This is a genomic window from Rathayibacter sp. VKM Ac-2879, assembly GCF_015351245.1.
GTDB lineage: Bacteria > Actinomycetota > Actinomycetes > Actinomycetales > Microbacteriaceae > Rathayibacter.
The window spans coordinates 862,892-880,721 of record NZ_JADKSO010000001.1 but is presented as its reverse complement, the minus strand read 5'-3'; the positions used below and the strand labels follow the sequence as shown (position 1 = coordinate 880,721).

Genomic DNA, 17,830 nt, shown 5'->3' with positions numbered 1-17,830 from the left:
AACCTTCCGTCGGGTATCAGCCTCGATCATCGCCAGCCAGGCTGGGCGACACCTCGCCGGCGCCCGTCAGGAGCCCGTGAGCACGTCGCTCGAAAGCGGCTCGTAGTCGCTCCCTCAACGCCGGATCGCACACGTAGACGTAGGTGCCGAGCATGCCCCGGGTGAGGAGCACGGCATAGATGTTCACGACGAACTGGAGGAGTTCGTCGTCCGTGTAGTCGCGCCCCATCCGACGACGGTTGTTTTCTTTGCCCTTTTTGTCGTGATAGTCCTTCCGCGACACCGCGAGCCTGGCTTCACGCTCATCCCAGCGCAGATCCGGACCGATGATCACGCCCGCATAGTTGAGGTCATAGCCCTGCACGGTGTGGATCGATCCGACCTCCTCGCTCAACCCGGGCGCGGCGATCCAGTCGGTCTGCGTGCTGTTCCATCGCAACGCCTCCCCGTCGATCTCGAAGTCGTGCGCGCCGCGCGAATGACGAGAGGTCCACGGCCAGGCATAGCCCGCGAGGAGGCGCGCGAGTCCTCCCTCTTTCTCTCGTTCACGCAGTCGGGAGCGAAGGGCAGCGAGGTCGGTGAAGAACCGCAAGTCGTACTCCCCGAAGTCGGGCCGGGCAGGGAGGACGGCTGTGGCGGGATCCAAGATCTTTCTGATGTACGCGACGAAGTCCGTGCCCGCGTGAACCCGCATCTGCGTCGACAGACGGTGCAGGCGATGCTCCTCAGCGGCTCTCCGCATCACCGGGTCGATGACAGAGCGCGGCAGGTCGGCCGGCCGAACCGTCTGCGCTGCGTCGAGCAAGAGGATCTGATGGTCGCTCTTCGCTCGGATCCAGTCCAGCTGGGTCTTGTCGTGATCGTCACGCCCGAAAAGCATCGTTGTGATTTGCGTGAACTTCTTGTTCAGTGATCCCGACGACTGGTTCGCTCTCTGGGTGAGGCGGTGCGACTCGTCCACGACCAGCAGATCCCAGTGGCCGGGGTCCTCGCCGACCTGGAAGGGAGTCAGCACCATCGTCGGGCTCAGCCCCGGCGTCTTCGAGAAAACGTTCGCTATCGACTTCCGCAAGGACTGCTGAGGCACGACGATACCGATCCTAAGGTCGCGCACGACCTCCCGCATGCCCGGGAGGAAGAAGTCCGAGAAGACCGAGTCGCCTCCGACGGAGTCGTCACCGTGTGCCTCCTCGGCGAGGTCGGACCTCTTTGCGACGGCGCGGATGTCGACCAGGAGTTTGAGCAGGTAGAGGGCCACGATGGTTTTGCCCGTGCCCGGCTCGCCCTGGAGGATCGACGTCGACCGTGTGCCCGTTCGCCTGTCTTCGACCAGGCCTTCCATGAGTTCGACGACCGTGACCGCCTGCTCCTGGGTCAGAGCCTTGAAGGGAGACAGCTTGAAGAGATCATCGTTCTCGATCTCCGGAATGCTGCGCGCGAAGAGCCCTTCGCTCCGCAGACGCTCGAAAATCTCCTCGAAACGCTCCCGATACGACGCGCGTTCGTAGTAGTCGGAGTCGACGATGCCCTCGTTCCGATTGAGCACCGCCAGCTGACCGTCGCCGGCGAACAGGCGGATGAGGAACGACTCGAGATCGAGGCACGCCGATTTGTTGAACGTCGAGTCGACGATGATGCGTGCGGAGTCGAGGCCCGCCTTGTCGGGAGAGCCGAGGTGTTGCCTCAGCCGGGACGACGCGCTCCGCGTCTCCCCCACGTAGACCCTCGGCAACGGCCTACCGCGTCTTCGCGATTCGTGGAGCACATAGACGACGGGCCAATTCGAGTGCCGATCATCGGCGAGGGACCAGACGGCGATGGACGCGCCGTCGAGGACGACCCGCTCGATCTCACATCGCGTCATAGCGCGCGCTGCTCCCTCGGGATCTGTCGATCGGGTACTTCCCCTTCGTCACCTCGAGCTTGGCGCGCACGAGCTCTTCAGGATCTGCGCCGATGCGCTCGGCCAGGAGAAGGCAGTAGGTGAGCACGTCCGCGAGCTCGGAACGGACGGATTCCGTCTCGCCTTCCGCGCTCCACTGGAAGCACTCCAGCAGCTCGCCCGCTTCGATCGCGATGCTCTTCGCCAGGTTCTCCGGCGTGTGGAATTGTTCCCAGTCCCGCTCCGCGACAAAGGCCGCGAGCTCGGCACGGAATTCGGGGGACGTCATGCGGCGACGCTAGCCGACCGTCCGGTTCCGTGGGTGAGCGGCGACCTCCCGTTCCGGCCGCTCATTCGCGATCCGCCGCAGTGGTCCGCTTCCTCTCGGGTCGCACGATCACCTGCATCTGAAGCCCTACGGTGTATCGGTCAGGGAAGAAGAGTCGGCCTTCGTCATCGGCCATCTTGAAGTTCGCGCGACTGATCCCCTCCTCATACGGCGCGACACACGACACCCGGGCCGTGAAGGTCTCGCCCGGAGCTGTGGCCGTGACGGCGACGCGTTCGGGAGTGGTGATGAGGCCGGGACCAGCCGACATCCCGATCCGGACCAGGAATCTGTTCTCCCACGTGACGGTCCCGACGTTGCGGATCGTCCACGTCTTCTCGAACCGGTGACCGGGCTCCATCATCGTTCCATCGGCGATCGTTTCGTCGAGGAAGCTCGAGGCATCATCGTCCCGGGCGTCGGGAGCCGGGGTGAAGTGAATCCCTCGCTCTAAGCGCCACTGGCGCCGTTCCGCCAGGACGGCCTCATATCGCGCGGCGATCAGACCGCCCGAGGACAGCTGCCGTTCGATGAGATTCACCGTCGCCTCCGACGGACGATCTCGACCGTCTTCCGCGCCGAGTATCGTGCGTCTGTCTTTTCCCACCAGAGTCGCCAGCTCGGAGATCGTCAGTCCCCGCTGTTCCCGCCAGTGCCGGATTTCGAGGCCGAGTTCATGCAGAGCGGTTTCGGGAACGGCGGGCGGCTTACGAGGGCGGGGCAACCTCGGACTCCTCACGGGGTAGGGGGCTGTTCGCCCTCAACCTAGCCGTGCCGGTAGACAGTGCGCTATCGGGCGCGTCGCCCGGCGTCATCCCCGGACTATCGGGGCACGAATCGAGGCAAAGATGTTCAGACGCAAGATCCTCGCTGCCGCCGTCGGCGGTCTGCTCGCAGTCGGAGGCGTCCTCGGGTTCGCCGCTCCCGCGTCCGCATTGTCTTCCGGCGAGATGACGCAAGCGTGCCGGCTGCAATATCAGACGGCCGGCTGGGAGGCATACCTGTACTACCCCGACCAGGGCGTCTACGGCTGGCGGTGCTTCTACAACAATGCGCCGTGGGCAAAGGACCGCAACGAGCGCAAGAACCTCAGCGTTCAGAACTGGTGCTCGCGCCAGTACGGCCAGAACGCGTACTTCAGCAACCAGAGCAACGCCTACTCCTGGTACTGCGCCTGACCTGCCGCTCGCGAACCCGCCGCTCGCCCGATGCGCGGCGGGTTCGTTGCGTCACTCCTCGCCGCCGAGACGTTCCGCTGACGCCGGCGAGACTCACGACCGGAGAATCGGTCCTGACTCTGAGCTCCCGACGGACCGCCAGCGGCGACCGGTGCCGGCCGTCGGCGGCCCTGTTCGCTCCGATGGGGTCACTGATCGACGCGCACCGTTGCGGACGGCAATGAGTGAGTGTACAGTCACTCTCATGGCCAGTTCGAGCACACTCTCCACCGCCGAGTCTCGCCGCCCGCTCGTGACGGAGGCGGCGTTGCGCCGGTTCGCACTGGGCGGCTTCCACGGCACGACCATCGCCGACGTGGCTCGCGAGGCGAGGATCTCCCCCGCGTACGTCTTCAAGCTCTTCTCCGGGAAGGAGTCGTTGTTCGTGGTCGCGCTGGAGGCGTGCTTCGAGCAAATCCTCGCGGCACTCGCAGCCGGCGCTGACAACGCCTCCGATCAGAGCCCGGCTGGCGTGCTCGACGCGATGGGCGAGGCGTATGCCGAGCTCATCAGCGACCGCACCCTGCTGATGCTGCAGGTGCATGCACAGTCGGTGGCCGACGTCCCGGAGGTCGGCAGAGCTTTGCGGGCGGGTCTCGCCTCCGTCACCGAGTTCGCCAAACGACGCTCGGGCGCAGGCGACGACGACGTGCAGCGCTTCGTCGCCTACGGGCAGCTCTGCCATCTGCTGGTCACCGCCCAGATCAACACCCTCAGTGAGGACTGGGCGCGCATCCTCTCGCACGGCATCCGTCACCCTGAGTGATCGGTCACGCGGCCCCCGACCGCCGCGCCCGCTCCTCCGATCAACTCGCGTCCCTCCGACCAGTTCATTTCCCTCCAAGTGAGTGACTATTCACTCTCCTAATGAAAGGTTAGCCCTTCATGTCGACTGCACTCTTGGTCCCCACCTCCGCCGGGGGTACCGGCCCGCGGAGCTCGCATCGGTGGCTAGCACTCACGGTGCTCGCCCTCGCGCAGTTCCTCGTCGTTCTCGACGCGTCCATCGTCAACATCGCGCTGCCGATCCTCGGCGAGCAGCTTCACCTGGACACCGCTGCCCTGGCCTGGGTCATCACCGCCTACGTGCTCGCCTTCGGCGGTCTCCTCCTCCTCGGTGGACGGCTCGCCGACCGCTACGGTCACCGCCGAGTCTTCCTGATCGGCGTCGCCGGCTTCATCGGCGCCTCCGCACTGGCCGGGCTTTCGACAAGCAGCGGGATGCTACTCGCGGCCCGCTCCCTCCAGGGCGCCTCTGCCGCGTTGCTTGCTCCCGCCGCACTCGCCCTGCTCACGCATCTGTTTCCCGGCAGCGCAGAGCGGTCGAAGGCGCTCGGCGTGTGGGGCGGCGTGGCCGGCATCGGCTCCGCCGCGGGCGTCCTGCTCGGCGGTGTCCTGACCTCAGCCCTCGGCTGGCAGTCGGTCTTCTTCGTCAATGTCCCGATCGGGCTGCTTGTGCTCGCCTCCGTTCCATTCCTCGTGACGCGCGACACCGTAGGTGCCACCAGCAAGCTGGACATGGCCGGAGCCGCGACAGTCACGGGCGCTCTCGTCGCAGCGGTCGGGGCCCTGAGCGCGGTCGAGCAGCTCGGATTCGTGCACCCGCTCACCCTGGGCTTGGCTGCGGCTGCGCTCGTCCTCGGCGCCGCGTTCATCCTCATCGAGCGCCGCGCCGCCGATCCCCTCGTGCCACTCAGCATCTTCGCCAACCGCAACCTGACCGTCGGCAACATCGTGATGCTCCTCATCGGCGCCGCGATGGTTGCCCTGTTCTTCGCCCTCTCCGTCTACATGCAGGCCATCCTGGGCTACGACGCGCTGACCACCGGTCTGACGCAGCTGCCGCTCGCCGGGGCGCTCGTCGTCGTCGCCGGAGTGGCTCCCGCGCTGATCACCCGGGTCGGAACGAAGGTCACTCTCGTCGGCTCACTCCTGGCGCTGGCCGCCGGACTGGTGTGGCTGTCGTTCGCGCCGGCGGACGCCGGGTTCGTCGGCCAGCTGCTCGGCCCGACCGTCCTCATCGGGATCGGCCTGGGTGGCGCCTTCGTGACCACGACCCAACTCTCGGTCGACGGTGTCGAGGGTGGCGAATCGGGCCTGGCCGGCGGCTTGGTCAACACCAGCCAGCAGATCGGCGGTGCGCTCGGGCTGGCGGTGCTGTCCACCGTCGCCGCCATCCGCACGGAGTCCCTGGTCCGCACGGGAGTCGCCGCGCCGGAGGCCCTGACGGGAGGCTTCTCCTGGCTGTTCCTCAGCGCCGCCGGCATCGCCGTGGCCGGAGCCGCGGTCGCCCTCCTCAGCAAGGATCAGCACCGCTAACCCCGCTCGAAACCCTTCGCCGGGACGACGCCCGGCGCCGCAGAGCCCCGGCCCTCTCGCCGGGGCTCTGCGGCGAACGCGTCCGAACCGAGGGTGAACTGGGCGTCGACACGGCAGATGGTTTCTCTGAAAACAAGGAGACCTTATTCCGGAGTGGCTCGAGGTGTTCTCGCGTGATGTGTCCGATTGCGTCGGTTGTTCGAGGCGGAGTATCGATGCCACTGCCCGGACGTCTTCGTGTCGATCGAGCGCGGCGACGGCCTTTCGACGTTCGCGTTCCGGTGCCGAGCGAGTTCCGATGAGAAGGCTCGTAGTGGGATCACGATCCGACGCCCGGTCTGCGCGGCGAGGTGTGAGCGAGGGTCTCCACCGAGGCGCCGTTGTCCGCGACTACTGCCGCAACTCTCGCCACGACGCTGGGGCGATCGACGACGGCACGAGTAACCTGGTACCGCGTGAAGATGCGCCACGGGGATACGGATGTTGACGCTAACATCAGAACGAACGCTCAGCACCTCCGCTGAACGGCCGACCCATGGCCGCACCGATGAGGCCCGGGTCGTCGTATCCGAGACCTCCGGATGGCGCCTCCCCCGCTGGCCTGCGCGTCCACGACGCAGAGGTCGACGATACTTCCCCCACATACAGATCGAACACGAGGACTCTCAATGACGAGACACACGCGACGGCGACCCTGGGCGATGCTGACGGCGGTCGTCCTGGCCGCTGCAGCACTGCTGAGTGTCACTCCGCCTGCACCGAGCGAGGCCGCGACGAACAGCCCGGCACTCACTCCACCACTCGGCTGGAACAGCTGGAACACCTTCTACTGCGGGATCGACGAGGCCAAAATCCGTGGCGCCGCCGACGCAATGGTGTCCTCCGGAATGAAGGACGCCGGGTACGAGTACGTCGTCGTGGACGACTGCTGGCAGTCGCCGAACCGCGCCGCCGACGGCAGCCTCCAAGCAGACCCCGTCCGCTTCCCGTCGGGAATGAAGGCGCTGGGCGACTACATCCACTCGAAGGGGCTGAAGTTCGGCATCTACCAGGCACCCCGCGACAAGACCTGCGCGCAGCTGTTCGGCGCCACGCCCGGGGCGACCGGAGCGCGCGGACACGAGGTCCAGGACGCGAACACGTTCGCATCATGGGGCGTCGACTTCCTCAAGTACGACTGGTGCTCGCAGGAAGGCACGCTGCAGGAGCAGATCGACGCGTTCACCCTGATGCGGGACGCCCTGCGCGGCACGGGGCGCCCGATCGTCTACTCGATCAACCCCAACAGCGCCCAGCCCAACCGCGGCGCAGAGTACTACTGGGGCGACATCGCCGACATGTGGCGGACCACCGAGGACATCACCGCAACGTGGTCCTCCGGCTGCACAGCCGACTGCTTCATGGGGGTCACCGAGATCCTCGACGTGCAGGCGGGCCTGACCGCCTGGAACGGACCCGGCCACTGGAACGACCCCGACATGCTCGAGGTCGGCAAGAACAACGTCCTCTCCCCCACCGAGAATCGGGCGCACTTCGGCATGTGGGCGCTGATGGGCTCACCGCTGATCGCCGGCAACGACATCACCACGATGTCGGCCGACACCCGGACGATCCTGACGAACAAGCGCATCATCGCCGTCAACCAGGACCCGAACGGCAAGCAGGCGGCACGCGTCCGGGACGACGGCGACGTCGAGGTCTGGGCCAAGCCCATGTCCGACGGCAGCGTCACGGTGGGGCTCCTCAACCGCGGCGGGTCGAGCACGGCGATCCGCACCACCGCGGCCGAGATCGGACTGACCACAACGACCGGCTACTCGGTCGAGGACCTCTACACGGGCGGAACCTCGAACAGCACCGGATCGATCGCAGCGTCCGTTCCCCGGCACGGCCTCGCCCTCCTGCGCATCACGCCCGGCAGCGTCGATAGCACGACGTTCGCCCTGAAGTCCGAGCTCGCGCAGCGCTGCGTCGACGCCGCCGGCGGAGCGCTCAACGACGGCGATCGCGCGATCATCGCCGACTGCTCCGCGAACTCGCTCTCGCAGCGCCTCGTCGAGCGCGACCAGCAGCTCATGGTCGGCGGCAAGTGCCTCGACGTCGACCGCAGCCTCACGGCCAACGGTACGGCGGTCCTCTTCTGGGAGTGCAACAGCCAGCAGAACCAGAAGTGGACGATCGGCACCGATGGTTCCCTCCGGAGCGTCCTGGCTGGCAAATGCCTCGACGTCGACCGCGGTTTGACGGCGGCCGGCACCGGACTGCTGCTGTGGGACTGCAACGGTCAGCCCAACCAGAAGTGGGCGAAGTCCGCCCTTGACGTCCGCCCGGCGCCGGCGTTGTCTCTCGCCAGCACGACCGCCGCGCGGTGCGTAGTGGGGCGGGTCGTGGTCACGGTCTCCAGCACGAATGCCAACGCTGTGCCGGTCGATCTGGTTACCACCACGCCCTGGGGTGTCAAGAGCGTGACCGCCGTCCAACCCGGCAAGACCGTCTCCGCGGCGTTCACCACTCGTGCCGCATCGATCCAGGCAGGCCAGGTCTCGATCGCCGCGAGCGGGACGGTGAATGGCGTGAAGGCGACGTCCACGTCGACGACCGCCTACCCAGCGCTGCGCTGCGGCTGAACCGCGGCCGGGCCGTCGGCTCGGTTATGCGCTGTCTCCTCGGGATGCGGAGGGGTCGCCGCTCGCCTCGTGCACCGTGAAGTCGGCTCGGGGCGAGCGAGTGCCATTGGCCTGCACGGTGACGAAGTGCGTTCCGGGGTAGTAGGTGCGGGTGGTGATGCGGCGGAAGGAGTGGATCTTCGCGACGGTGACGCTTTCGCCTGGTGCGATCGTGCGGGAGGTCAGCTTGAACGTCTTGGGGCTGATGGTCCCGTTGGAGCGCAGGAACCCGATGGAGTAGTCGATCGCGACAGTCGCATCCGTGTCGCCGTCGTTGGTGATGACCGCAGTGAAGGTCAGTGCCTCCTCGAAGCGGACGGTGGTGCTCGAGAGTTGCGGGAGCCCGACGCGCAGGCGCGTACCGGAGTAGCCGAGCAGCGTGAGCGCTTCCGGGTCGGCGTTCTTGACCAGGGTGCGCAGACCGCGGCGGATGACCCAGGGCGTGTGCGCGTCGGCTCGCTCGGTCCAGCCCTGAGCTGTGCGCGTGACCAGAGCGGGATCGACGCGGCTGAGGTCGTTGAGGTGGTTGGCGACCGACCGCCGCACGTACTCGGCAGCATCGCGGTACAGCGTGTCCAGGATCCCTCGGGTGGCATCGGGGTTCTCTATCAGCCAGGGCACGCGTTTCGCCCACGGCAGGTAGGCGCGTGTGCCTTCGCTGGTGAGCCGGCGTACGTGCTCGTTCTCGTGCTCGGTCCAGGTGCGGATGATGCCGAGCGCGCGCTCGGGTCGAGCGATGAGCATGTCGCGGATGGCGAACTCGCTGCTGAGTCCGACAGTCAGCCGCGCGAGGAGCATCATGGCCGCGTCGAATGCACCCGTCGACCCGTCTTCTAGTGCTCGTGCGGCGACGAACTCCGTTGTCGGCCAGATCATCCATCCCGCGAACTCCGGCACCGAGAGCACCTCTTGCACGATGCGTTCCGATGACGCGAAATGAGATGGGAGGTCGGTCAGGAGCGCGTCCCGTACCAGGTCGACCCTGTCCCGCAACCGCATCTCGCCGAGGGCCGTGCGCGTCTCGGTCAGCGTCGAAAGGTCGAGCGTGGGTTGCACGGCATGCAGCGATGATCGCAGATGGTCAACCACGGTCGAGTTGATCAGCTCGTCCATTGTTCCCATGAAGCCTCTTTCCTCGAAGACCGGGGCTGGGTTCGGTCACGGCTCCGGTCAGGCTCGTTCGCGGCGACGAGCAGCGGGATGTGGTGCCTATGTGTCCGCCTCGCAGAGCAGGACGCGCAAGCGTGGGTGCATCCCCGGCACGGGTTTAATGGTCCATTCGTCGGGGAGCATTCTCGAGCTGGCGGGTACGTGACTGAGAGCGTTCTTTGGGAGCACCTCAGAGAAGGTGACTCCCTGGAAGACCGCACCGATTGCACCAGAACGCCGACTTGCTCGAGGAAGTGCTCCCGGTGCCTCGCCATCGATCTTGAGGCCGGCCCAGCGCCGCGTCGCCGCCTCCAAACTCGATTGCGCCGCTCGAACCCATGGGTCAACAGTAGCACTTACTGTCCTAAAAGACATTAAAGTGGATTGCTGCGGCACCCGCACACCCGCGGGCGCCGCGATGACGTTCTGCCGCGGCTCTGCACTGGACAGCTCCTCGGTCTGTCACTGGTGTCTCGCGCGACATTGATTCGCGCTCGCGCTCAGTAGAGTTTCGGGATGAGCGACAGTGCAGACTCCGAGGCGGCGCGACCGCGCCGCGCGAGCGACTTCCCGTACCGCTCCGAGCTGCTGGCCAACCTCAGTGCGCTGATTCTGCTGTGGGACTCTCCCGCCTTTCAGGGCGAGATTCTCGCGAAGAGCGGGGAGAGCATCGACCAGCAGTCGCACTCGACCCTCCGGCATCTGCTCGCCTGGGGTCCAATGCGGCCCTCCGCCCTGTCGGAGGTGCTGTCCACCGGGGCCTCGCATGTGAGCAAGATCGTGCGCCGGCTTGAAGCCGACGGCTTGGTGCGGCGCAGCACCGATCCCTCCGACCGTCGGGCAACCCTCATCAGCCTCACGGAAGCCGGTCAGACCGCCGCCCACGGCGTGTACACCCTCGGCGACCGCATGATCGCGGAGGTCCTCGACGGCTGGTCCGAGAGCGACATCGAGACCTACACCGACCTCACGGTGAGGTTCGTCAAAGACGCGATCACCTCGGCCGAGAAGATGCTCGAACGAGGCCTCCTCCCGCCCAAGGAGTGACGCCTCCCATTCATGTCCTCCAAGACAACACTTGTGCTACTGTCCCACAGGACAGGATTTGGAGCGCGGCTTCATGTCAGCGCTTGACGACTTCATCGAGTGATGGGACACACACATGGCAAGCACGGATCGCGATCGCCTGGACGGTCGCCGCACGTTGGTCACCGGAGGAACGAAGGGCACCGGCGTAGCGGTCGTGAAGAGGCTGCGCGAACTCGGGGCGGACGTCTACGTGTCGGCTCGGTCGATGCCGGAGGGCTACGACCGCCCCGACCGCTTCATCGCCGCCGACACCTCCACGAAGGAGGGCACCGAGATCGTCGCCGCGGAGATGCTGAAGGCCGGTGGCGTCGACATCCTCGTGCACGTTGTCGGGGGATCATCGACGCCGACGGGCGGCTTCGCGGTCATCTCCGACGAGCAGTGGATCGCCGAGCTCCAGCTCAACCTTTTGGGCGCGGTGCGCCTGGACGCCGCACTCATTCCCACCATGATCACCAATGGTTCGGGGGTCGTCCTGCACTTCACCTCGATCCAGCGCCAGGTGCCGCAGTGGGAGTCCACACTCCCCTACGCGGCAGCGAAGGGCGCGCTCCGCACCTACAGCAAGGGACTCGCTACCGAGGTCGCACCGAAGGGCGTGCGCGTCAACACGATCAGCCCCGGCGGCATCAGCACGGAGGGCACGAAGGTGTTCTACGACCGGATCGCCGAGGGCAACGGGATCAGTCGCGAGGAGGCCGCACAGCTCGTCCTCGATTCGCTCGGAGGCGTGCCCCTGGGCCGCTTCGCCGAGACGGAGGAGGTGGCGGACCTCGTGGGCTTCCTCGTGTCCGATCGGGCATCAGCGATCGTGGGTGCCGAGGTCGTGATTGACGGCGGGACTGTCCGCACGGCCTGACGACACGTCAGCTCACGCGCCGGTCAGCTGCACCTCGGCTGGCCGGCGCGTTGTCGTCAGCCGCAAAGGTCACACCATACTGACAAGCCTGCCAGCACTGGTGCCGTCTCCCTGCTGGATGCTGCGGCCGAGTCTGAGCCATCCTGGCAACGAGAAGAGGCCGCCCTGGCTGGGGCGGCCTCTTCTCGTGTTCGTCAGCTAGACGGCCTGCGCCGGCGCGAAGTCAAGCTGGACGATCTGCCCGTCGTCGTTGAGGTGGAACTGGTATTCCAGGTCCGCGACCCCGCCGGGGAAGTCGCCCTCGAGGCGGTACGACGCTCCCACCATGCCGTCGACCTCGCGCGCCCGCAGGAACGAGAGGGTCGTGGTGAAGAGGTTGATGTCCTTGTTGATCCAGCCGCGGATCTCGTCCAGACCACGATGCGTCTCGCCCTGGTCCGAGACCACCGCGTTCTCGGCGAACAGCGCTCCGACCTTGTCCGCGTCGCCCCCTTGCCATCCGTCGACGAAACCGCGCACCGCGGCCGGCAGCTCATTGTCTTCCAGCTTGTTGCTCATTGTGTGTTCCCTTCTCCGATGAGAGATCCCTGTCGTGCACGCGGCGAGGCATCCGCTGAACGGGACCCCGGCGGCTCCGAAACCGTCCTCTAGGACACTATCACACATAGTGTCTTCAAGGACGGTAAATAAGTCGTCGAAGCTCAGGCAGAGAAGGAGCAGCCTCATCGTGACCATGCAGCAGGAGGGAAAAGTGACGGCGGCATCGCCAGGAGTTCGTCGCGTCCGGTGGCCATCACGGCATAGCGCGACCAGGCGGCCGAACACATTACCGGGTCGGCCCCGACGCGGTGAGCGAGCCCGTTGCTCTTCCCTTCGCGGCGGCCACAACCGGGCATGCAGGTGCCCCATGGCTCGCCCCTGCCATGCGGACTTCCTCCGCTCGGGCTCTCCTCCACCGACGAGAAGGGCTCTCGGAGCGTCACGGTGAACTACGACAACGGGGACTGGACGGTCCGCCTTCACCGCGGTGGAGCGCGCCGCCGCGGCCAACGCTCTCCACTGACCTGCGCCCAACGACTACCGACTCGAGTCCGCACCGCAGCCGTACCCCATTGCACCAGGCACCTCGAAACCGATTGCCAGCCGATCTGCATTGGCGACCGGGTCGAAGCGCGAGCCCGTGCGCGACACTAGTGGCGGTTCTGCCTCAGCAAGAACCGGTCAACCGACGTGAAGATCGCCTAACTCAATTGGCATAAGCGAGGCGAGATTATCACAATCTACATCTCCTACAATCGTGAGCGTCACAGACGCTGGCATCATAGGCGCTCCGAAGGAAATTCTCTATCACGGGACGGCCAATGGCACCAATAGAGCCCGCATTACCATAGCCGTTATGCGAGTTCGTGAAAGTCTAATACATCAGCTCTGGCGGCTTGGGCATAACTAGACCACCATGGGGGCGCTGAGTGATGTTGCGATCGATTTCTGCGGCGACGATGTCGGTCTCAGCCTCAATACGCTGGGAGGTAAAGTCGTGTAGAGCGACGCGGTCACGCTCCCTTTCTACTGCTAACCCGAGTCCCCTGCGCGGCAGAATGTGAAGCGAAGTGCGCGCGTTAGCTCGCCCTCCCATCGCAAACACGGCTATTGTCGAATCCTGGCCGAGCGAGACTGGGCTGCCAAGCAGGTGCTCAGCTCAATGTGCAATGCCGGAGAGCATCCCACCGGGAGATGCAGACAGGTCGCTATGGCCGAAGTTCCCGTAACCTTCCGCAGAATTACGCGAAGTTCACCAGGCCCAACGAAGCTCTTCGCGTCTGAAACAGCGCTCACGACGCCTCTCTAAGGCGAGAATAGAGGGCCATATCGCGCCACCCACCGTCACGCCACTGCGCGCGCCGAAGAATCCCTTCCTGGCTGAAGCCAGCCGATGTCAGCGCCTTCCTCTCATGCACATTCCGCTCATCCGTGTATGCTTGAATTCTTTCAACCCGGGTATGACGAAATAGATAGTCGACTAACAGTTGATGCGCAGCCGTGCCAATCCCCAAGCCCCGGTGGCCCTCATCTATCCCGACCGCGATGGTCCAGCAGGTCGACGATGAGCGCCCCCATCTGCTCGAGAACCATTCGACTCTTCCGACTTGTTGAGTATCAAGTTGAACTGCCAGCATGCCCCCCCCCCCCCTGATCGCCAAGTAATCCATCCGACTTGAAACGGGCGCGGACCTGCGACAAATCCGTGAACCCGAACCACTGGAACTCACCCGTGCCAGCTGGGGAAAGGACCGCTCTCTCGAATCGGACCAGCGCGGAGTCGTCCATCGGCATCAGCTCAATTTTCATCGAATCCCTCACACTCCTTCGAACATCTGTCACCACGGTCGAGCATTCCGCCAGAAGCGCGGGACCCTCCAATCACGTAGATCTCGACATTTCATCAACCACGTCTCCGCGAAGTCTACAAGAGAGCGCATATCGACCAGCGTGCCCGCATCGCGGTGACGAGAGGGAGGGGTTCTCGATCCCTGCGCAGCGGGAGGCGAATCGGAAGAAGGCGCAGTCCATGGGCGCCATGGTCGCCAAGGAGTTCGTCGACCGCAGAGAGCCCGCGAAGACAGCGAACCGTCCAGCGGTCCAAGAGATGCTCGAGTACATCCGCGAGCACTCCGTCGACTACGTCGTCGTCCACAAGGTCGACCGCCTCGCCCGCAACCGCGAGGACGACGTCGAGATCATGAAACAGCTAACCGCCGCGAACGTGGCGCTGATCTCCGCCACGGAGAGCATCGACCAGTCACCGTCGGGCGCGCTCCTTCACGGCATCATGTCCTCGATAGCAGAGTTCTACTCACGCAACCTCGCACACGAGGTCACCAAGGGCATGACACAGAAGGTGCAGAAGCGCGGGACTCCAGGTCGGGCTCCGCTCGGATACCTCAACGTTCGCGAGTTCGACAGCGACGGCCGCGAAAGCCGCACGGTCCGCCCGGACGCCGACCGCGCTCCGCTCATCTCCCGGGCTTTCACCGCTACACCGAGCCGTGAACCGTTTTCGGTTTTCTGCCGCTTTTATGTGGGTGCCATGACGGGTCGGGGTGGGCTGTTGAGGGGAGGGTGGTTGCTGGCCTTGAACTCGTCGGGTGGGGCGTCTCCAGGAGCGGTGTGGAGGCTGCTGCTGGTGAACCAGTCGACCCAGCCCGTGGTGACCCGTTCGACGTCGTCGATTGTCCGCGGTGGGCTGTTCCGGAACGGGCTGTCGTCGCGGATCGCTTCGGTGGTGAACAGCCCGATCGTGGACTCGGGGAGGCCATTGTCGTAAGTCATCTTCCGTCGCCCCTACCTGCTCTCCGGCGTCGCGGCCGTCGCCAACAGTGCGTCGATGATCATCGCATCAGCCCTGTCGCTGGTCGAGGCCTCGGATCTTCTCCAGGCCCGATAGGTTCGCGCGGCGACCTCCAACCCCTGCTCCCGCAGGACCCGACAGATCGACTCGACCACACAATGCTTGGCTCGTTGCTCGTCGATGAACGCGACGATCAACGCCGTAGGGGGTCGAGTTCCCCGGCGAAGAAAACCGCCGCGTCCTTCAGGAACGCGTTCGCCTCACGGAACTCACGGTTCCCTCGCCGCAGCCGCTTCACTTCATCCACGTCGACAGTCGTGGCGCCGTCGCGCCGGCCGCCATCGATCTGCGCCTGCCGCACCCACCGACGCAACGACTCGGCCCCGAAGCCCAGCCACCCGGACACGGACTCCCATGCAGCAGTGAGCATCGGACACCCGTCAAGGTGATCCACAACCAGCCTAACAGCCCGCTCCTTAGCCCCCCTCCGGAACTCTCGTCGACATGATCAACATCTTCCTTCCAAACTCGAAAGAAGGGCGCATCAAACCGAAGACGGTTCAGCTAGCATCCCCACGGCGGTGCCGCCTTGTGTCTATATGTCTGGGGCCCCCGGACTCGAGACCAGGCGTGCAGCGGGTCTGTTCCTATTGGTGATTTCCGTCAAACTTATCGCGAGATTGCTCGCGGGTGCACGGCGACAGCCAGGGCATACCGGCGTTTCAAGCATGTGGACAGTCAGAGCGGCATCATGAATACCATCATCAGGTGAGCCGGTGACCCATCTCTCGTGCGACGACACGAAGGCCTCGACGTACGATTCACGGAAGACGCAGCAGCCTCTGCGCGGTAGCCGAGTCACGTTGGCCCGTGCGCCGGGCAGGGCTTCGGATCGGAGGCCCATCACGGGGAAGCGCGAGCTAGTTGTGAAATAGGTGGTGCTGGCGCCGGGCCGCGACCCCGAGCCCCTCCCGCTGTGACACACCGACAAGGCTAGTTCGGGGCGATGGCGAGGCGGGTCACGCTGTGGCCGAAGGGCCGCGCCAGGAACGGGCGCGACGCAGATCAGTCCGCGAGATGACGTCGATGCTGAGGCGGGGGCGACGACGGAACGGGCAACCAAAGTTGTCTGAGACGATCCGGTGTCGCTGGGACACTCTCTTACAGAGGAGGGAGTGTAGATGGCGAACCACACCGAAGCGGACCTTGCGAAACGGCTCGCGTCGGGTGACTCCGCCGCACTCGCGATTTTTTTTCGCATGCACGTTAAGGCTGTTCATCGGGCCAGCTTCGCATATCTAGCGAACCCGAATCACGTAGAGGATGTTGTACAAGATGTCTTTTTGGCTCTCTGGGAGCAGAGAACCCGCATGAACATCGTAGGGGAATCAGTGCTTCCCTGGCTCCTAGTCACCGCGAAGAACATCAGCTCAACAACTAATCGACGAGAGAGGCGTAGAACACATCTCGCCCTCGAAGAGGAAAATGTCCCGGTCCTCCCACCCGTCGAGCGTGATCGCTTTATAGATATTGACAGGGCTATTGAGAAACTCGGTCCGACGGATAAGGCAATCTGGAGAGCATGCGTAACCCTCGACTTGAGTTACGACGAGGCGGCCAGTCGCCTGGGGTTCACTCACGGCACTGCTCGAAATCGGCTGTCGCGAATGCGCGTCCTGATCCGCAAGAACACGAGCGAGGAAGGCCCAAGGTGACGTATTCGGAACCAACCGACGAGCAAATCGATTCGATGCTTATCGCTCTCTCCACTCGCCTCACCTCGAGAGCACGCCGAGTGTCCAGGGTCGCGCTAGTTTCCGGCCTGATCCTTGCGGTGGGCGGCGTCGCATTGTTAGCTGTCAATCTAGGCCGAGGCGACACCGCTACGCCGACTGCATCGTGCTGGCTCTCAGCGGAGCCGGGCGCAGAAATCTTCGCGGAAATATCGGCCGCCGACTCGACTGCCAGCGATCTGGTATTGGCATGCAAGAGCTTGGCGCAACCCAAAGAGCCAGGCACCGTCTATTCTGATGTTGTTCCATTGATTTGCGAGGACGAAAGTACCGTGCGCATATACCTCGACCCGAACGGCATAAACGAATGCACACAAGACGAACCGGGAGATTGAAAATGAAATTGCCTCGGTGTCGCGAGAGAACAATGCAGGGCGCGGCCGTACTCTGCGTCACTTCTGCAATGTTGTTGATGACCAGTTGCGCCTCTCGCTCCGACGCAGAGTCGGCGGTAGAAACTGCTACACCCACCGAGACACCAGCTCGCGCTCGCACCCTCGCGATATCCGAGATCGCAGGAAAATACAGCGCGGTAGAAGCATCCGAAAATGGTGATTCTCTCGACTGGATGATCTCACAACCGGTTGAATTCGGTATGGAGGAAGTGGGCGGTGAGGTTCGATTCACCATCAATGGACCCTGCAACTTTTTTAGTTACTCAGTCGAGCCATCATCGGCAAATTCATGGTCAATTGCATACGGGCCAGCTATGACCTATGTGGCCTGCTTAGACGAGAGGGAAGAGCACGAGAAATGGCTGACTGACCTAATGGGTCAAGAGAGCACCACCATTATCGCCGTTGACTCCGCGCTGCAGGTAACGGCGGATGGCACTAACATCACCGCTGAGCGATGCGTGAGGTCAGCAAACGACACAGCCGAGCCCGATGCGGCGGCATCGGAACCCGACTGCGTCATTGCCGGAGACTGACCTGTCGGAGCTTCCCTAGCTACTGGTCAGGAGCGTGGCGCCCCAGACGCCGGCAACCGAGCGCACCGAGGTGAAGACGACATCGCACGAGCACGTCTGCGAGCCGGTCCGGGAGTAGTTGTAGCAGTACTGTCCACCGAGCTACCAGTTGCCTGCTGCCGAGCTTCCCCGCGTTCCCTGGATCATGCCCGCCGCACGGAATCCGTTGCCGTCAAGAGTAATTACCGGTCCACCACTATCGCCCGCGC

General features: G+C 64.6%; 17 protein-coding genes. 10 read left to right on the top strand and 7 right to left on the bottom strand.

Going from position 1 to position 17,830, the window contains the following annotated elements; genetic code table 11:
• Positions 1 to 16 precede the first annotated feature (16 nt).
• The 3 genes from ITJ45_RS04355 to ITJ45_RS04345 all read right to left on the bottom strand — a co-directional run bounded on the left by ITJ45_RS04355 (position 17) and on the right by ITJ45_RS04345 (position 2,934).
• On the bottom strand, positions 17 to 1,717 hold the full coding sequence (locus ITJ45_RS04355) for a DNA/RNA helicase domain-containing protein (RefSeq protein WP_323742849.1): 1,701 nt from the start codon (positions 1,715 to 1,717) through the stop codon (positions 17 to 19).
• 133 nt (positions 1,718 to 1,850) lie between these two features.
• Positions 1,851 to 2,171 (bottom strand): nucleotide pyrophosphohydrolase, encoded by a 321-nt coding sequence (locus ITJ45_RS04350; RefSeq protein ID WP_194607565.1) that lies wholly within the window; start codon positions 2,169 to 2,171, stop codon positions 1,851 to 1,853.
• Between the two features lie 61 nt (positions 2,172 to 2,232).
• Positions 2,233 to 2,934 (bottom strand): NBR1-Ig-like domain-containing protein, encoded by a 702-nt coding sequence (locus ITJ45_RS04345; RefSeq protein WP_194607564.1) that lies wholly within the window; start codon positions 2,932 to 2,934, stop codon positions 2,233 to 2,235.
• A 124-nt stretch (positions 2,935 to 3,058) separates the two neighbouring features.
• Here ITJ45_RS04345 and ITJ45_RS04340 point away from each other — a divergent pair, with 124 nt between their 5' ends.
• From ITJ45_RS04340 to ITJ45_RS04325, 4 genes are all read left to right on the top strand, one after another.
• A complete protein-coding gene (locus tag ITJ45_RS04340; protein ID WP_194607563.1) occupies positions 3,059 to 3,388 on the top strand; it encodes a hypothetical protein in 330 nt (109 codons plus the stop codon).
• 244 nt (positions 3,389 to 3,632) lie between these two features.
• Positions 3,633 to 4,193 (top strand): TetR/AcrR family transcriptional regulator, encoded by a 561-nt coding sequence (locus ITJ45_RS04335; protein WP_194607562.1) that lies wholly within the window; start codon positions 3,633 to 3,635, stop codon positions 4,191 to 4,193.
• A gap of 119 nt (positions 4,194 to 4,312) precedes the next feature.
• Positions 4,313 to 5,746, top strand: coding sequence for an MFS transporter (locus ITJ45_RS04330; protein WP_194607561.1), 1,434 nt, complete (start codon positions 4,313 to 4,315; stop codon positions 5,744 to 5,746).
• A gap of 668 nt (positions 5,747 to 6,414) precedes the next feature.
• Positions 6,415 to 8,373, top strand: a complete 1,959-nt coding sequence (locus tag ITJ45_RS04325) for a ricin-type beta-trefoil lectin domain protein (RefSeq protein ID WP_194607560.1) — start codon at positions 6,415 to 6,417, stop codon at positions 8,371 to 8,373.
• 24 nt (positions 8,374 to 8,397) lie between these two features.
• Here ITJ45_RS04325 and ITJ45_RS04320 read toward each other — a convergent pair whose 3' ends face one another.
• Positions 8,398 to 9,534 carry a DNA alkylation repair protein gene (locus ITJ45_RS04320; protein WP_194607559.1) on the bottom strand — a complete coding sequence of 379 codons (1,137 nt, stop codon included), beginning with the start codon at positions 9,532 to 9,534 and terminating at the stop codon, positions 8,398 to 8,400.
• Between the two features lie 543 nt (positions 9,535 to 10,077).
• Between ITJ45_RS04320 and ITJ45_RS04315 the strand changes: the two genes are divergently transcribed.
• On the top strand, positions 10,078 to 10,608 hold the full coding sequence (locus ITJ45_RS04315; protein ID WP_194607558.1) for a MarR family winged helix-turn-helix transcriptional regulator: 531 nt from the start codon (positions 10,078 to 10,080) through the stop codon (positions 10,606 to 10,608).
• Positions 10,609 to 10,723: 115 nt separating this feature from the next.
• Entirely contained in the window at positions 10,724 to 11,509 is a 786-nt protein-coding gene (locus ITJ45_RS04310) for an SDR family oxidoreductase (protein ID WP_194607557.1), read from the top strand.
• A gap of 198 nt (positions 11,510 to 11,707) precedes the next feature.
• Here ITJ45_RS04310 and ITJ45_RS04305 read toward each other — a convergent pair whose 3' ends face one another.
• On the bottom strand, positions 11,708 to 12,067 hold the full coding sequence (locus ITJ45_RS04305) for a nuclear transport factor 2 family protein (RefSeq protein WP_194607556.1): 360 nt from the start codon (positions 12,065 to 12,067) through the stop codon (positions 11,708 to 11,710).
• A gap of 1,274 nt (positions 12,068 to 13,341) precedes the next feature.
• Positions 13,342 to 13,719: a GNAT family N-acetyltransferase gene (locus tag ITJ45_RS14420; protein ID WP_416365263.1), complete on the bottom strand. Its 378-nt coding sequence runs from the start codon at positions 13,717 to 13,719 to the stop codon at positions 13,342 to 13,344.
• Positions 13,720 to 13,754: 35 nt separating this feature from the next.
• On the opposite strand from ITJ45_RS14420, the gene ITJ45_RS04295 reads away from it, so the two are divergent.
• The gene (locus ITJ45_RS04295) at positions 13,755 to 14,834 is read left to right on the top strand and encodes a recombinase family protein (protein WP_323742848.1); all 1,080 of its coding nucleotides are present in this window, start codon (positions 13,755 to 13,757) and stop codon (positions 14,832 to 14,834) included.
• Between the two features lie 217 nt (positions 14,835 to 15,051).
• Here ITJ45_RS04295 and ITJ45_RS04290 read toward each other — a convergent pair whose 3' ends face one another.
• Complete coding sequence (locus ITJ45_RS04290) at positions 15,052 to 15,219, bottom strand: hypothetical protein (protein WP_194607554.1); 168 nt, start codon at positions 15,217 to 15,219, stop codon at positions 15,052 to 15,054.
• Between the two features lie 820 nt (positions 15,220 to 16,039).
• On the opposite strand from ITJ45_RS04290, the gene ITJ45_RS04285 reads away from it, so the two are divergent.
• From ITJ45_RS04285 to ITJ45_RS04280, 3 genes are all read left to right on the top strand, one after another.
• A complete protein-coding gene (locus ITJ45_RS04285) occupies positions 16,040 to 16,573 on the top strand; it encodes an RNA polymerase sigma factor (protein ID WP_194607553.1) in 534 nt (177 codons plus the stop codon).
• Positions 16,574 to 16,653: 80 nt separating this feature from the next.
• Positions 16,654 to 16,986 (top strand): hypothetical protein, encoded by a 333-nt coding sequence (locus tag ITJ45_RS13980; protein WP_194607552.1) that lies wholly within the window; start codon positions 16,654 to 16,656, stop codon positions 16,984 to 16,986.
• Between the two features lie 68 nt (positions 16,987 to 17,054).
• Positions 17,055 to 17,582 carry a hypothetical protein gene (locus ITJ45_RS04280; RefSeq protein WP_194607551.1) on the top strand — a complete coding sequence of 176 codons (528 nt, stop codon included), beginning with the start codon at positions 17,055 to 17,057 and terminating at the stop codon, positions 17,580 to 17,582.
• Positions 17,583 to 17,830 lie beyond the last annotated feature (248 nt).

What these genes read in the sequence shown, in the direction of transcription:
- ITJ45_RS04320 (WP_194607559.1), bottom strand. Translation starts at nt 9,534, where the DNA reads ATGGGAACAATGGACGAGCTGATCAACTCGACCGTGGTTGACCATCTG.
- ITJ45_RS04285 (WP_194607553.1), top strand. Translation starts at nt 16,040, where the DNA reads ATGGCGAACCACACCGAAGCGGACCTTGCGAAACGGCTCGCGTCGGGT.
- ITJ45_RS04310 (WP_194607557.1), top strand. Translation starts at nt 10,724, where the DNA reads ATGGCAAGCACGGATCGCGATCGCCTGGACGGTCGCCGCACGTTGGTC.
- ITJ45_RS04350 (WP_194607565.1), bottom strand. Translation starts at nt 2,171, where the DNA reads ATGACGTCCCCCGAATTCCGTGCCGAGCTCGCGGCCTTTGTCGCGGAG.
- ITJ45_RS04305 (WP_194607556.1), bottom strand. Translation starts at nt 12,067, where the DNA reads ATGAGCAACAAGCTGGAAGACAATGAGCTGCCGGCCGCGGTGCGCGGT.
- ITJ45_RS04340 (WP_194607563.1), top strand. Translation starts at nt 3,059, where the DNA reads ATGTTCAGACGCAAGATCCTCGCTGCCGCCGTCGGCGGTCTGCTCGCA.
- ITJ45_RS04280 (WP_194607551.1), top strand. Translation starts at nt 17,055, where the DNA reads ATGTTGTTGATGACCAGTTGCGCCTCTCGCTCCGACGCAGAGTCGGCG.
- ITJ45_RS04335 (WP_194607562.1), top strand. Translation starts at nt 3,633, where the DNA reads ATGGCCAGTTCGAGCACACTCTCCACCGCCGAGTCTCGCCGCCCGCTC.
- ITJ45_RS04315 (WP_194607558.1), top strand. Translation starts at nt 10,078, where the DNA reads ATGAGCGACAGTGCAGACTCCGAGGCGGCGCGACCGCGCCGCGCGAGC.
- ITJ45_RS14420 (WP_416365263.1), bottom strand. Translation starts at nt 13,719, where the DNA reads ATGGATTACTTGGCGATCAGGGGGGGGGGGGGCATGCTGGCAGTTCAA.
- ITJ45_RS04330 (WP_194607561.1), top strand. Translation starts at nt 4,313, where the DNA reads ATGTCGACTGCACTCTTGGTCCCCACCTCCGCCGGGGGTACCGGCCCG.
- ITJ45_RS04325 (WP_194607560.1), top strand. Translation starts at nt 6,415, where the DNA reads ATGACGAGACACACGCGACGGCGACCCTGGGCGATGCTGACGGCGGTC.